The organism is Kitasatospora sp. NPDC094015 (assembly GCF_040304075.1).
Classification (GTDB): Bacteria; Actinomycetota; Actinomycetes; order Streptomycetales; family Streptomycetaceae; genus Kitasatospora.
The window spans coordinates 63,526-78,845 of record NZ_JBEOUL010000019.1; the positions used below are offsets into that span (position 1 = coordinate 63,526).

Genomic DNA, 15,320 nt, shown 5'->3' on the forward strand with positions numbered 1-15,320 from the left:
TGACAATCTGTCAGCGCGAGCCAGAAGTGGCATGCACGCCACTAGGCAACCGGTCAGTAACCGTCCTACCGTCGACATCCGTAGCTTCGACGGAGGAGCTGGCATGCAACGACGCCCCCACGCGCTCAGGCTCCCGGCCACCGGTCTCACGGTGGCCCTGCTCGCGGCCGCCACCCTGGCCGCCGCCCCGACCCCCACCCGGGCCCCCGACCCGGTCGCCGCCACGAACGACTACTGCGGCGGCCGCTGCCTGGACATCCTGCCGCCCGGCGAGAACGGCAACGCCACCCTCGCCGACATCCTCGCCAACAAGGTCTTCGGCACCCGCCCCGCGCACACCGACGACCAGCTCGGCCCGTACGCCAACCTCGCCGCCGCCTACCCCGGGCTGTCCGAGGCCACCCTGCGCAACTTCTTCAACGACGCCTCCTTCGGCGTGCCGGCCGACCAGGTCGCCAGCACCACCCGCCCCCGCTCGGACGTCGCCATCGTCCGCGACAAGGCCACCGGCGCCCCGCACATCACCGGCACCACCCGGTACGGCACCGAGTTCGGCGCGGGCTACGCCGCCGCGCAGGACCGGCTCTGGCTGATGGACCTGTTCCGGCACGTCGGCCGCGGCCAGCTGTCCGGCTTCGCCGGCGGCGCGGCGGCCAACCGCGAACTGGAGCAGAGCTTCTGGCAGGCCGCCCCGTACACCGAGGCCGAGCTGCAGAGCCAGATCGACGCCATCGCGGGCCAGGGCGACCGGGCCCGGCAGGCGCTGGACGACGCCAAGGCGTACCTGGACGGCATCAACAAGTACGTCACCGAGTCCTACAACGGCCGCTGGTTCCCCGGCGAGTACGACCTGACCGGCCACATCAACCCGATCACCAACGCTGGCGGGATCGAGCCGTTCAAGCTCACCGACCTGGTCGCGCTGGCCTCCGTGGTGGGCGCGCTGTTCGGCGCCGGCGGCGGCGGCGAACTGGCCTCCGCCCAGGTCAAGCTGACGGCCGAGGCCACCTACGGCAAGGACGCCGGCGACGCGGTCTGGAAGTCGCTGCGCGAGGCCGACGACCCCGAGGCCGTGCTGACCCTGCACGACGGCCAGCAGTTCCCGTACGCGCTGCCGCCGGACGACCCGCAGGGAACGGCGCTGCCGGACCCGGGATCGGTGGTGCCCGAGCGGCTGATCTACGACGCCACCGGTTCGGCCGGGCAGAGCGCCACCGCGGCCCAGGGCGTGCTGCCCGGCAACCTGCTCACCGCCAAGCACGGCATGTCCAACGCGCTGGTGGTCTCCGGCAGCCACACCGACGACGGCCACCCGGTCGCCGTGTTCGGGCCGCAGACCGGGTACTTCGCCCCGCAGCTGCTGATGCTGGAGGAGATCCAGGGCCCGGGCATCAGCGCCCGCGGCGCCGCCTTCGCCGGGCTCAGCTTCTACGTCCAGCTCGGCCGCGGCCAGGACTACGCCTGGAGCGCCACCTCGGCCGGGCAGGACATCACCGACAGCTACGCCGTACCGCTGTGCACCACCGACGGCTCGCCGGTGACCACCGCGGCCAACTCCTACCTGTGGCACGGCCGGTGCGTGCCGCTGGAGCGGCTGGAGCGCAAGAACGCGTGGAGCCCCACCACCGCGGACTCCACCGCGACCGGCTCCTACACGCTGGTGATGTACCGGTCCAACTACGGGCTGGTGCAGGCCCGCGGCACGGTCGGCGGCAAACCGGTGGCCTTCACCGCGCTGCGCTCCACCTACCGGCACGAGGCCGACTCCATCATCGGCTTCCAGATGCTCAACGACCCGGGCGCGGTGCACGACACCGCGAGCTTCCAGCAGGCCGCGCAGAACATCAACTACACGTTCAACTGGTTCTACGCGGACTCCGCGCACACCGCCTACTACAACTCCGGCAGCAATCCGGTGCGTGCCCCCGGGGTCGACCCCGGACTGCCGGTGATGGCCGAACCCGCCTACGAGTGGCGGGACTTCGACCCGGTGGCGAACACCGCCCGGTACACCCCGCCGGCCGAGCACCCGCAGTCGGCCGACCAGGACTACTACATCTCGTGGAACAACAAGCAGGCCGCGTCGTTCGCCGCGGCGGGCTTCGGCAACGGCTCGGTGCACCGGGGCAACCTGCTGGACGACCGGGTCAAGGCGCTGGTCCGGGGGCCGGCCAAGGTCACCCGGGTCGCGCTCACCCAGGCCATGGAGAGCGCGGCCACCACCGACCTGCGGGCCGAGGACGTGCTGCCCGAGCTCCTGCGGGTGATCCACGGCAGCCCCGTCACCGACCCGGCCACCGCCACCGCCGTCCAGCGGCTGGACTCCTGGCTGGCGGCGGGCGGCCGACGGGTCGAGACCTCGACGGGAAGCCACGCCTACGCGGACGCCGACGCGATCCGCACCCTGGACGCCTGGTGGCCGCTGCTGGCGGACGGCGTCTTCCGGCCGGGCCTCGGTGACCCGCTGTTCGCCGCGCTGACCGGGGCGCTGCAGATCAACGAGTCGCCCTCGGGCGGCCAGACCGGACCGACCAGCGGCACCTCCAGCGCCAACGAGTCGATCCCGCACAAGGGTTCCGCCTTCCAGTACGGCTGGTGGAGCTACCTGGACAAGGACCTGCGCTCGGTGCTCGGCGAGCCGGTGGCCGGACCGCTGGCCCGCCCGTTCTGCGGCGGCGGCGACCTGGCGGCCTGCCGCACCGTCCTGCTGGACAGCCTGAAGAAGGCCGCCGCGCAGACCCCGGCCCAGGTCTACCCCGGCGACCCGGACTGCGCCGCGGGCGACCAGTGGTGCGCCGACACCGTCATCCAGCGCCCGCTGGGCGGGGTGACGGACGCCAAGACCACCTGGCAGAACCGGCCGACCTACCAGCAGGTCGTCCAGTTCCGCTCGCACCGCTGAACCACCGGGGGCCCGGGCCCGGCCACCGCGCCGGCCCCGGGCCCCCGGCCGCGGCGGAGCCGACCCGGTCACCCCCGGCCCCGCCCTGGTCCGCGCCCGCCGCCGGGCTCCCTAGACTGGGCGCGTGAGTGACAAGGCCGGGCAGAACCCGTACACCATCCGACCCAGCGGTGCGGACTCCGCGGACGACAGCGAGCTGCGCACCATCGAGGCCGAGCTGTCCCGGCGGTGGCCGGAGAACAAGCTCGAGCCCTCGCTCGACCGGATCAACGCGGTGATGGACATCCTGGGCCAGCCCCAGCGGGCCTTCCCGTCGATCCACATCACCGGTACCAACGGCAAGACCTCCACCGCCCGCATGGTGGAGCGGCTGCTCAACGTCTTCGAGCTGCGCACCGGTCGGTACACCAGCCCGCACGTCGAGTCGGTGACCGAGCGGATCAGCCTCGACTCCGAGCCGATCAGCGTCGAGCGCTTCGTGGAGACCTACCGCGAGATCGAGCCGTACGTGCGGATGGTCGACGAGCAGCAGCCGGTCGCGCTGTCCTTCTTCGAGGTGCTCACCAGCATGGCGTACGCGGCCTTCGCGGACACCCCGGTGGACGTGGCGATCGTCGAGGTCGGCATGGGCGGCAGCTGGGACGCCACCAACGTGATCGACGCGGCCGTCTCGGTGATCACCCCGGTCGGCCTCGACCACACCGACCGGCTCGGCAACACCACCGGCGAGATCGCCACCGAGAAGGCCGGCATCATCAAGCAGGGTGCCCTGGCGGTGGTCGCCCAGCAGCCCCTGGACGCCGCGCAGTCCATCCTCAAGCGCGCGGTCGAGGTCGACGCCACGGTCGCCCGCGAGGGCATGGAGTTCGGCGTGGTCCACCGCGAGGTGGCGGTCGGCGGGCAGCTGATCACCCTGCGCGGCCTCGGCGGCTACGAGTACCAGGACCTGTTCATCCCGCTGCACGGCGCCCACCAGGCGCACAACGCCGCCCTGGCGCTGGCCGCGGTCGAGGCCTTCTTCGGCGTCGGCGGCGCGCGCGGCGGCAACCTCGACCCGGACAAGATCCGCGAGGGCTTCTCCGGGGTCAGCTCCCCGGGCCGCCTGGAGGTCGTCCGCCGCAGCCCCACCGTCATCCTGGACGCCGCGCACAACCCGCACGGCGCCGAGGCCTCGGTGGCCGCGATCAGCGAGTCCTTCGGCTTCTCCAAGCTGGTCGGCGTGGTCGGCACCAGCGGCGACAAGGACGTCTCCGGGCTGCTGGCGGCCTTCGAGCCGATCATGTCCGAGGTGGTCGTCACCCAGAACACCACCCACCGCGCCACCCCGGTCGACCAGCTGGCCGCGATCGCGGTGGAGATCTTCGGCGAGGACCGGGTCCAGGTCGAGCCCCGACTCGACGACGCCATCGAGGCCGCGATCACGCTGGCCGAGGAGGACGGTGACCTCACCGGCACCGGGGTGCTCGTCACCGGCTCGGTGATCACGGTGGGCGAGGCCCGCCTGCTGCTCGGAAGGAACAAGTAGTCATGCGCACGCTCTGCTCCTCGACGCTGATCGGCGAGGCCCTGCTGGTGATGTTCGCCGGCCTGGTGGCCATGCAGCTCACCGACGTCTCCGGCACGGTCATCTGGACGGTCAGCGGGGTGGCCATGCTGCTCTGCGTGCTGCTCTGCGGCGCGATCAACCGCCCCGGCGCGGTCGCGGTCGGCTGGGCGCTCCAGCTCGGCCTGATCGCCAGCGGCCTGGTGCTGCCGACCATGTACGGGCTCGGGCTGGTGTTCGCCGCGCTGTGGTGGTGCTCGGTGCACTACGGCCGCAAGATCGACGAGATCAAGGCCGCCCGGGCCGCCGCGGCGGCCTGATCCCCCGGTGCGGCCGGGGACCCCCGGCCGCACGAATGTGCTGCTCACGCAAGGTAATCTCTGGGGTAGCCGCATACACCCTGCTGTACCGATTCCTCTGGAGCCGCACCGTGTCCCAGCGCACTCTCGTCCTGCTCAAGCCCGACGCCGTCCAGCGCGGCCTGGCCGGCGAGATCATCAGCCGGATCGAGCGCAAGGCCAACTGGCGGCTCGCCGCCGTCGAGCTGCGCACGTTCGACCGCGCGACGCTGGAGCAGCACTACGCCGAGCACGTCGGCCGCCCGTTCTACGAGCCGCTGCTGGAGTTCATGACCTCCGGCCCGTCGATCGCGCTGATCGTCGAGGGCGAGAACGTCGTGCCGGGCATCCGCGTGCTGGCCGGCGCGACCGACCCGCTGCAGGCCGGCGCCGGCACCATCCGCGGCGACTACGCGACGATCACCCGGGAGAACCTGATCCACGCCTCGGACTCCCCGGAGTCGGCCGAGCGCGAGATCAAGATCTTCTTCCCGGCGCACGCCTAGCAGCACGCCCGGCAGGCACCCGGCGCCGCCCGCCCCGTCGCGACCCGGCGGGCGGCGCAGGCCCGGGTGCCCGCACCCCTCGCCACCTGCTGATCCGACCGGGCGAATCTCACCTTTTCATCCTCAAATACGGAACTGGGACCTCCGACACGGCGTCCCAATCCTGCGAGAAGCCGACCGGTCCCCGGAGAATGAGCAGCATGCCGTGGCCCGCCGACCAGCTCGACCGGCCTGGCTACGATGGACACAACTCATGGGCCCGGTACGGCTGCTCAGCTGATGTCAGCCCTGCTGCGGGCGCGCCGCGGTCGGCCCGCTCCCGCCCCGCCATCCATACCGAACCCGGGAAGGCACTCCACACCCCATGGCCAACAACCTGTCGTTCATCGGCCGTGACATGGCGATCGACCTCGGCACTGCCAACACGCTGGTGTACGTCAGGGGCAAGGGGATCGTCCTCAACGAGCCCTCCGTGGTCGCGGTGAACACCAACACCGGCGGGATCCTCGCGGTCGGTGCCGAGGCGAAGAAGATGATCGGGCGCACGCCCGGCAACATCGTCGCCATCCGCCCGCTCAAGGACGGCGTGATCGCCGACTTCGAGATCACCGAGCGGATGCTGCGCTACTTCATCCTCAAGATCCACCGGCGCCGCTACCTGGCCCGCCCCCGGGTCGTGGTCTGCGTGCCCTCCGGCATCACCGGGGTCGAGCGCCGCGCTGTGATCGAGGCCTCCTCGCAGGCCGGCGCGCGCCAGGTGCACATCATCGAGGAGCCGATGGCGGCCGCGATCGGCGCCGGCCTTCCGGTCCACGAGCCGACCGGCAACATGGTCGTCGACATCGGCGGCGGCACCACCGAGGTCGCGGTGATCTCGCTCGGCGGGATCGTCACCGCGCAGTCCCTGCGGGTGGCCGGCGACGAGCTGGACAACGCGATCGTCCAGCACATCAAGAAGGAGTACAGCCTCCTCCTCGGTGAGCGCAGCGCCGAGCAGATCAAGATGTCGATCGGCTCCGCGTTCGCGCTGGAGGGCGAGAAGGACGAGCACGCCGAGATCCGCGGCCGCGACCTGGTCAGCGGCCTGCCCAAGACCGTGGTGATCTCCGCCGCCGAGGTCCGCGAGGCGATCGACGAGCCGGTCAACTCGATCATCGACGCGGTGAAGACCACCCTCGACCAGTGCCCGCCCGAGCTGGCCGGCGACGTCATGGACCGGGGCATCGTGCTCACCGGCGGGGGTGCGCTGCTGCGCGGGCTGGACGAGCGGCTGCGCCGCGAGACCGGCATGCCGATCCACATCGCGGAGAACCCGCTGGACTCGGTCGCACTGGGTTCGGGCAAGTGCGTGGAGGAGTTCGAGGCCCTGCAGCAGGTCCTCGACGCCCAGCCGCGCCGCTGACCCGGCCGCGACGCCGGCCCCGGCCGGTCGTTGGTACGTAGGAAGCGTTCGTCAACTGAATGGTCCCCGCCCTCCTTCCCGGCGGGTGGGGGCCCGGCAACTGAAGGGGCAGTTCCAGCACCGTGAGGGACACACGAGAGAGCCGACTACTGCTCATCCTGCTGGTGGCTGTCGCCTTCGCACTGATCACCGTGGACATCAAGGGCGGCGAGAGCTCCCCCCTCAACGGGGCCCGCAGGGCCGCCGCGGGGGCGCTCGGACCGGTCGAGCGCGGGGCGGCAGGGGTGGTCGACCCGGTGGCGGGGTACGTCCGGGCGGTCCGTGACGCGGGCACCCACCAGGAGCGGCTCGACCTGATCACCCGGGAGAACACCGAGCTGCGCCAGCGGCTCGCCTCCTCCGACGCCGCCGCCGGCCGCACCAAGCAGCTCGACGACATGCTCCGCACCGCCGGGGCCGGCGGCTACACCGTCAAGGCCGCCCAGGTGATCGCGATCGGCGCAGCCCAGGGCTTCTCCTGGACCATCACCATCGACGCCGGCAGCGACGACGGGCTGACCCGGGACATGACGGTCATCAACAGCCAGGGCCTGGTCGGCCGGATCACCACCGTCGCCCCGACCACCGCCACCGTGCTGCTCGCCTCCGACCCCGGCTTCACGGCCGGCACCCGGATCGAGAGCAGCGAGGAGATCGGCTTCGCCGCCGGCCAGGGCACCGGCCCGATGAAGGTCCAGCTGCTCAACGGCAAGGCCCAGGTCAAGCCGGGGGACCGGCTGGTCACCTTCGGCTCGCACAGCGGCCGCCCGTTCGTGCCCGGCGTCCCGGTCGGCAAGGTGGTCGAGGTCCAGGCGACCCCGGGCCAGCTCACCAAGACCGTGCTGGTCGAACCGTTCGTCCAGTTCACCCGGCTCGACCTGGTCGGCGTGGTCGTGGTGCCGCCGCGCACCGACCCGCGGGACGCCGTCCTGCCGCCCGCGCCCACCGGCGCCGCCGCCCCGGCGGCCCCGGCCCAGCCGAGCGCCGCCGCACCGCCCACCAAGCCCGCCGGGGGGAACTGACCGTGCGTCCTAGCCGGATCCTGCTGCCCGCCGCCCTGCTGCTGCTCGCCCTGGTCATCCAGGTCAGCGTGCTGGGCCGGCTCCAACTCCCCGGGGCCACCCCGGACCTGCTGATGCTCGTGGTGGTGGGCCTCGCCCTGGTCTACGGGCCGAGCGGCGGCGCCCTGGTCGGCTTCGCCGGCGGCCTGCTGGCCGACCTGGCACCGCCGTCCGACCACGCCATCGGCCGCTACGCCCTGGTGCTCTGCCTGGTCGGCTACGCCGCCGGCCTGCTGCGCCCGGAGGCCGGCCGGCAGCGCTCGGCGCTCAGCGCCCTGCTGGTGGTGGCCAGCGCGGCCGTGGTCTCCACGCTGCTGTACGCCACGGTGGGCGCCCTGGTCGGCGACACCGCGGCGCGCCACGTCGGCCTCACCGGCCTGGTCCTCAGCGCGCTGCTGTACGACGTGCTGCTGGCCCCGTTCGTGGTCCCCGCCGTGATGCTGCTGGCCCGCCGGTTCGACCACGGCCCGGCGCCGGCCGAGGTCGGCACCGGGGACGGCGGCGGCCTCGGCTCGCTGGCGCGCTACCGGACCACCCGGGAGGCCTCGCCGCTGCCGGTGAACACCAAGAAGAAGCGTCCGCTGAACCTCGCCAAGCGCCCTTGAGCAGCAGCACGGTGATAGGAGTCACTGCCCCGTGAGCAACATCCCGGAGACCGGCCGCACCCAGCGGGTGACGATCCGTCTTGTGGTGCTGCAGATCCTGGTCCTCTCGCTGCTCGCCACCCTCGGCGGCCGGCTCTGGTACCTGCAGATCCGCACCGGCGACGAGTACGCGGCCAAGGCCCAGGGCAACCACATCCGCGAGGTGGTGGAACCCGCCATCCGCGGGGAGATCCTGGACGCCTCGGGCCGGGTGCTGGCCGGCAACGAGACCAAGCTGGTCGTCTCGGTCAGCCGCACCTCGCTGCTGCAGCAGAAGGACCACGGCAAGGGCGTGCTGACCCGGCTCGCCGACGTGCTCGGCCTGCCGGCCAAGGACGTCCAGGACAAGGTCCGGCTCTGCGACGCCAAGACCCCGCAGCCGTGCTGGAACGGTTCGCCGTACCAGCCGATCCCGGTCACCCAGCAGGCCACCACCCAGCAGGCGATGCAGATAATGGAACGCCGCGAGGACTTCCCCGGCGTCACCGCGCAGCCCACCGCCGTCCGCCGCTACACCGGCGTCGAGGGGGCCAACGCCTCCCAGGTGCTCGGGTACCTCTCGCCGGTCACCGACGACGAGGTCACCAAGAGCGCCGACAAGAGCGGCCGCGAGCGCCGGCTGCCCTCCGACCAGATCGGCCGGGCCGGGCTGGAGTCCGTCTACGACGACGCCCTGCGCGGCACCACCGGCGTGGACAAGCTGGAGGTCGACAACCTCGGCCGGGTGATCGGCAGCGCCGGCCGCACCGAGGCCAAGCCCGGCGACAACCTGGTCACCAGCATCGACGCCCGGGTCCAGAAGGTGGTCGAGGACCAGCTGGCCCAGGCGATGGTCGACGCCCGCAAGGTGTACGACAAGGAGACCCAGAAGAACTACGAGGCCGACTCCGGCGCGGCCGTGGTGATGGACGTGCACACCGGCCGGATCATCGCGATGGCCAGCGCCCCCACCTTCGACCCGAACCTGTGGGTCGGCGGCATCTCGGCCAAGGACTACCAGAACCTGACCAGCAAGGATTCCAACTACCCGCTGATCAACCGCGCCATACAGGGTCAGTCCGCCCCCGGTTCGACCTTCAAGGTGATCTCCACCACCGCGGCCGTCCAGGCCGGCTACTCGCTCGACGGCCACTACCCCTGCCCGACCAGCCTCACCATCGGCGGCCGCGAGTTCAAGAACTTCGAGAGCGAGAGCTTCGGCGACATCACGCTGGAGAAGGCGCTCGAGGTCTCCTGCGACACCGTCTTCTACGGGCTCGCCTACGACCAGTGGATGAAGGACGGCGGCATCAAGCCGACCAACCCGAACGACTGGTTCTTCAAGACCGCCCACCAGTTCGGCCTCGGCAGCAAGACCGGCATCGACCTGCCGGCCGAGGTGCCCGGGCGGGTGCCCGACCGGCAGTGGAAGCAGTCCTTCTTCGACGCCAACAAGGACTCCTGGTGCGCCCAGGCGGCCAAGGGCGGTCACGAGTACGCCGACGAGATCGCCCGCGAGAACTGCGTCGACGGCAACCAGATGCGCGCCGGTGACAGCGTCAACTTCGCGATCGGCCAGGGCGACACCCTGGTCACGCCGGTGCAGATGGCCCGGATCTACTCCGCCCTCGCCAACGGCGGCACGCTCTACCGCCCGACCGTCGGCAAGGCGGTCATGAGCCCCGACGGCACCCTGGTACGGGACATCGCCCCGCACGAGGACGGCAAGCTGCCGGCCGACAACAAGCTGCTCAGCTACATCAACCAGGCCACCGCCGGCGTCATCACCAGCGGCACCGCCGCCTGGAAGTTCACCGGCGCGGGCTGGCCGCAGGGGAAGATCGAGCTGCACGCCAAGACCGGCACCGCCGAGGTCGCCGGCAAGCAGACCACCTCGTGGCTGACCACCTACAGCGGCGACTACGCGGTCGTGATGACGATAAGCCAAGGCGGCACCGGCTCCGGCGGTTCCGGTGACTCGGTGCGACGGATCTACCAGGCGCTGTACGGCGTGGACGACAAGGGCAACGTGGACAACTCCAAGGCCCTGCTGCCCAAGCCGCAGGCCGAGCTGCCCAAGTTCAACCCGGACGGCACGGCGATCGTCAAGGCCGCCTCGTTCCAGGACGGCGCCGCCTTCCCGGCCGGCTCCACCTTCCTCGACCAGGCCCCGCCGACCGGCGGCAGCGCCGACCCCTACCCGGTCGCGCCCGTCGCGCTCGAACCCACCCGTACCGGCGGAAGGAGCCGGGCATGACCTCCTACGGCTCGTACCGGCAGGTCCGGCTCAGCCCCCAGCGCGGCACCATCTCGCGGGCGCTGGCCAAGGACGCCCCGCTGCGCCGGGTGGACTGGATCATGATCCTGGCCGCGCTGGCGCTCTCGCTGGGCAGCTCGCTGCTGGTCTGGTCGGCGACCCGCGGCCGTGACTCGCTGACCCACGGCGACCCGCAGTACTTCCTGTACCGCCACCTCACCAACCTGCTGATCGGGCTGGTGCTCTGCGGGGTCGTGGTGGTGATAGGGACGAGGCGGCTGCGCACCGCCGTGCCGTTCGTCTACATCGCCGTGCTGCTGATGCTGCTGGCGGTGCTCAGCCCACTGGGCTCGACCATCAACGGCGCGCACTCCTGGATCCAGTTCGGCGGCGGCTTCTCCATCCAGCCCGCCGAGTTCGCCAAGCTCGCCATCGTGCTGGGGATGGCCGTGGTGCTCTCCGCCCGGGTCGACGCCGGCGAGCGGGCGTTCCCGCCCAGCCGCAGCGTGATCCACGCCCTGGTGGTGGCGGCCGTCCCGATGGGCGTCGTCATGCTGATGCCGGACCTCGGTTCGGTGATGGTCATGGCGGTGACCGTGATGGGCATCCTGCTCGGCTCGGGCGCGGCCAACCGCTGGGTGCTCGGCCTGCTCACGGTGGGCGCCGGCGGCGCGGTGGCGATCTGGAAGCTCGGGGTGCTGAGCAAGTACCAGATCGACCGGTTCGCCGCCTTCGCCGACCCCTCGCTCGACCCGGGCGGCGTCGGCTACAACACCGCCCAGGCCCGGATCGCGATCGGCTCCGGCGGGCTGAGCGGGATGGGCCTGTTCCACGGCACCCAGACCACCGGCCAGTTCGTCCCCGAGCAGCAGACCGACTTCGTGTTCAGCGTCGCCGGCGAGGAGCTCGGCTTCATCGGCGGCATGGCACTGCTCGGCCTGCTCGGCGTGATCCTCTGGCGGGCCTGCCGGATCGCCCGGCAGGCCACCGACCTCTACGGCACGATCGTCGCGGCCGGGGTGGTGATCTGGTTCGCCTTCCAGGCCTTCGAGAACATCGGGATGAACCTCGGCATCATGCCGGTGGCCGGCATCCCGCTGCCCTTCGTCTCGTACGGGGGATCCTCGATGTTCGCGGTGTGGATCGCGGTCGGGCTGCTCCAATCGGTCCGCTCGCAACGGCCGATAGGGATCTGAGGCCCGTCCGCCCGGCGCCCGCGTCCCCTCGGGGGGCGCGGGCGCCGGCTTTGGCGCCAGCAATCGGAAGGGTCCGACTCGGCTACCCTTGAGAGTCGTCCTGTTCCCTTCGCCAAAGGCTCACGTATGCCAGTCGAATCGGTCTTCCCACGCCTGGAGGCCCTCCTCCCGCACGTCCAGAAGCCGATCCAGTACGTCGGTGGCGAGCTCAACTCGACCGTCAAGGACTGGGACGCCTGCGACGTGCGCTGGGCCCTGATGTACCCCGACGCCTACGAGGTCGGCCTGCCGAACCAGGGCGTCATGATCCTCTACGAGGTGCTGAACGAGCGCGAGGGCGTGCTCGCCGAGCGCACCTACAGCGTCTGGCCGGACCTCGAGGCGCTGATGCGCGAGCACGGGGTGCCGCAGTTCACCGTGGACGCGCACCGCCCGGTGAAGGCCTTCGACGTGTTCGGGCTGTCGTTCTCCACCGAGCTCGGCTACACCAACATGTTCACGGCGCTGGACCTCGCGGGCATCCCGATCGAGTCCAAGGACCGCGCCGTCGACGACCCGATCGTGCTGGCCGGCGGCCACGCCGCGTTCAACCCCGAGCCGATCGCCGACTTCATCGACTGCGCCGTGATCGGCGACGGCGAGCAGGCCGTGCTCGACATGACCGGCATCATCCGCGGTTGGAAGGCCGAGGGCCGCCCCGGCGGCCGGGACGAGGTGCTGCTGCGCCTCGCCCGCACCGGCGCGGTCTACGTGCCCCGGTTCTACGACGTCGAGTACCTGCCGGACGGCCGGATCGGCCGCGTGGTGCCCAACCGGGCCGGCGTGCCGTGGCGGGTCTCCAAGCACACCGTGATGGACCTCGACGAGTGGCCCTACCCCAAGCAGCCGCTGGTCCCGCTGGCCGAGACCGTGCACGAGCGGATGTCCGTCGAGATCTTCCGCGGCTGCACCCGCGGCTGCCGCTTCTGCCAGGCCGGCATGATCACGCGCCCCGTGCGGGAGCGAAGCATCACCGGCATCGGCGAGATGGTCGACCGCGGCCTCAAGGCCACCGGCTTCGAGGAGGTCGGCCTGCTCTCGCTGTCCTCCGCGGACCACACCGAGATCGGCGACATCGCCAAGGGCCTGGCCGACCGGTACACCGAGGACAAGATCGGCCTCTCGCTGCCCTCGACCCGGGTCGACGCCTTCAACATCGACCTGGCCAACGAGCTCTCCCGCAACGGCCGCCGCTCCGGCCTGACCTTCGCCCCCGAGGGCGGCAGCGAGCGGATCCGCAAGGTGATCAACAAGATGGTGTCCGAGGAGGACCTCATCAACACGGTCGCCACCGCGTACGGCAACGGCTGGCGGCAGGTGAAGCTGTACTTCATGTGCGGCCTGCCGACCGAGACCGACGACGACGTGCTGCAGATCGGCACCATGGCCAAGAACGTGATCCAGAAGGGTCGCGAGGTCACCGGTCAGAACGACATCCGCTGCACCGTCTCCATCGGCGGGTTCGTGCCCAAGCCGCACACCCCGTTCCAGTGGGCCCCGCAGCTGAGCGCCGAGGACACCGACGCCCGGCTGGCCAAGCTGCGCGAGTCGATCCGCGGCGACCGCAAGTACGGCAAGAACATCGGCTTCCGCTACCACGACGGCAAGCCCGGCATCATCGAGGGCCTGCTCTCCCGCGGCGACCGCCGGATCGGCGCCGTCATCCGCGCCGTCTACGAGGACGGCGGCCGGTTCGACGGCTGGCGCGAGTACTTCAGCTACGACCGCTGGATCGCCTGCGCCGACAAGGGCCTCGCCGGCACCGGCGTGGACGTCGCCTGGTACACCACCCGCGAGCGCACCTACGAGGAGGTGCTGCCCTGGGACCACCTGGACAGCGGCCTCGACAAGGACTGGCTCTGGGAGGACTGGCAGGACGCCCTGGAGGAGGTCGAGGTCGAGGACTGCCGCTGGACCCCGTGCTTCGACTGCGGTGTGTGTCCCCAGATGGATACGGCCATCCAAATCGGCCCGACCGGCAAGAAGCTGCTGCCGCTGACGGTCGTAAAGTAGCCCGCACCTGATCGTGCCCCGCCCGACGGACCTCGGGCGGGGCACGTCGTCGTGTACGGGGTGGGGGAGCGGATGGACGGACAGCAGCGGCCCGGCGGGTACCTGACCTGGGTGGCCCGGGTGGTGGCGCTGGTGGTGGTGCTGCCGCTGCGGTTCGCCTGGGAAGGGCTCGGGGTGGCCGACCGTGCCCTGCGGCGGGCCCTGGCGCTGCTGGCGAAGTGGCTGCTGCTGCGGCCGGCCCGGTTCCTGCACCGGCACCTGCTGGCCCCGCTGGGCCGCGGGCTGCGGCTGCTCGGCATCCACCTGGTGGTCCGTCCGCTCGGCTGGTTCGGCCGCCGCTGCCTGCTCCCCGCCGGCCGGGGCCTGCGGAGGCTGGTGCACGCGGCCGGCCGGGGCCTGGGACGGCTGGTACGCGCGGCCGGCCGGGCCGCCGGACGGCTGGCCCGCGCCCTGGTGACCGCGCTCGGGTTCCTGGTGCGGCGGGTGCTCGGCCCGGCCGTGCTGGTGGTGCTCGCCGCGGTCGGCCTGCTCGGGCAGGCCGTGGCCCGGCTGCTGCGCCTCCTCGGGGCGGCCGCGGCCGCCCCCGCGAGGGCGCTCGCCCGCCTGCTGAACCGACTCGGCCCCCGCCTCGCCCGGCTGGCACGGGTGCTGCTGGTGCTGCCCCTGGTACTGCTGGGCCGGCACGTGCTGGTGCCGCTCGGCCGGGCCCTGCTCGCCGGCCTGGCGGCCACCCTGCGCGGCGCCCGCGTGGCCGCCGGCGGGCTCGTGCGGTACCTGCTGGTCGCCCCCGCCGTCGCCCTCGGCCGGTACCTGCTGGCGCCGCTCGGCCGCGCCCTGGCGCGCTGCTGCCGCTGGTCCGCCCGGGCCGCCGGACGGTGCGCCCGGGTGCTGGCCGTCGCCCTCGGCCGGTGCGGCCGCGGCCTGCTGCGGGCCGGCCGGGCCACCCGTACGGCCGTCGAGTGGCTGGCCGGGGCGCTCGCGGTGGTGGTCGGCACCGTCCTCGGCCTGGTGGTCCTGCGGCCGCTGGCCCTGCTGTGGCGGCACCTGCTCGGCCCCGTCCTGAGCGGCCTGTGGCGGCTGCTGCGTTGGGCCTGGCGGCTGGCCGGCCGGGCCTGGCGCCACCTGGTGGTGCGGCCGTGCCGCTGGGTGCGGCGGGAGCTCTGGTGGCCCGCCAAGGCTGAGCTGCGCCGGATGGGCCAGGAGGTCCGCCGGGCCTCCCGGGAGTTCCGCCGGGCGCTGCTGGGCTGAGTGCGGCGCAACCGGTGCCCGCGGGCCGCGTACCCTTGTCCTGACAGAGGACCGGCCACAGCCCCGAGAAGGCGGCGGGCCGGCCTGGCCAACTGACTAAGGACTGAGCGACCCTGGCACGCCGCACGCCCGACGGTCCGCCGCCCGCTCCGA

Annotated in this window: 11 protein-coding genes; all 11 read left to right on the forward strand. The window is 72.1% G+C overall.

What is annotated here, in order from left to right; translation table 11 throughout:
- The first annotated feature begins 103 nt into the window (after positions 1-103).
- The 11 genes from ABT014_RS22205 to ABT014_RS22255 all read left to right on the forward strand — a co-directional run bounded on the left by ABT014_RS22205 (position 104) and on the right by ABT014_RS22255 (position 15,167).
- A complete protein-coding gene (locus tag ABT014_RS22205) occupies positions 104-2,902 on the forward strand; it encodes a penicillin acylase family protein (RefSeq protein WP_350640745.1) in 2,799 nt (932 codons plus the stop codon).
- A gap of 157 nt (positions 2,903-3,059) precedes the next feature.
- A complete protein-coding gene (gene folC / locus ABT014_RS22210) occupies positions 3,060-4,427 on the forward strand; it encodes a bifunctional tetrahydrofolate synthase/dihydrofolate synthase (RefSeq protein ID WP_350640806.1) in 1,368 nt (455 codons plus the stop codon).
- A 2-nt stretch (positions 4,428-4,429) separates the two neighbouring features.
- Positions 4,430-4,765, forward strand: a complete 336-nt coding sequence (locus ABT014_RS22215; RefSeq protein WP_350640746.1) for a DUF4233 domain-containing protein — start codon at positions 4,430-4,432, stop codon at positions 4,763-4,765.
- Positions 4,766-4,875: 110 nt separating this feature from the next.
- Positions 4,876-5,289 (forward strand): nucleoside-diphosphate kinase, encoded by a 414-nt coding sequence (gene ndk, locus ABT014_RS22220; RefSeq protein WP_350640747.1) that lies wholly within the window; start codon positions 4,876-4,878, stop codon positions 5,287-5,289.
- A gap of 376 nt (positions 5,290-5,665) precedes the next feature.
- Entirely contained in the window at positions 5,666-6,691 is a 1,026-nt protein-coding gene (locus ABT014_RS22225; protein ID WP_033821861.1) for a rod shape-determining protein, read from the forward strand.
- Between the two features lie 122 nt (positions 6,692-6,813).
- Entirely contained in the window at positions 6,814-7,752 is a 939-nt protein-coding gene (mreC, locus tag ABT014_RS22230; RefSeq protein WP_350640748.1) for a rod shape-determining protein MreC, read from the forward strand.
- Positions 7,753-7,754: 2 nt separating this feature from the next.
- Positions 7,755-8,396 carry a rod shape-determining protein MreD gene (gene mreD, locus ABT014_RS22235; protein ID WP_350640749.1) on the forward strand — a complete coding sequence of 214 codons (642 nt, stop codon included), beginning with the start codon at positions 7,755-7,757 and terminating at the stop codon, positions 8,394-8,396.
- A 31-nt stretch (positions 8,397-8,427) separates the two neighbouring features.
- Positions 8,428-10,671, forward strand: a complete 2,244-nt coding sequence (gene mrdA / locus ABT014_RS22240; protein ID WP_350640750.1) for a penicillin-binding protein 2 — start codon at positions 8,428-8,430, stop codon at positions 10,669-10,671.
- Positions 10,668-11,867, forward strand: a complete 1,200-nt coding sequence (rodA, locus tag ABT014_RS22245; RefSeq protein WP_350640751.1) for a rod shape-determining protein RodA — start codon at positions 10,668-10,670, stop codon at positions 11,865-11,867. Before mrdA ends, rodA begins: the two co-directional genes overlap by 4 nt.
- A gap of 126 nt (positions 11,868-11,993) precedes the next feature.
- Complete coding sequence (locus ABT014_RS22250) at positions 11,994-13,919, forward strand: TIGR03960 family B12-binding radical SAM protein (RefSeq protein WP_350640752.1); 1,926 nt, start codon at positions 11,994-11,996, stop codon at positions 13,917-13,919.
- A 72-nt stretch (positions 13,920-13,991) separates the two neighbouring features.
- The gene (locus ABT014_RS22255) at positions 13,992-15,167 is read left to right on the forward strand and encodes a hypothetical protein (protein ID WP_350640753.1); all 1,176 of its coding nucleotides are present in this window, start codon (positions 13,992-13,994) and stop codon (positions 15,165-15,167) included.
- Positions 15,168-15,320: the final 153 nt, after the last annotated feature.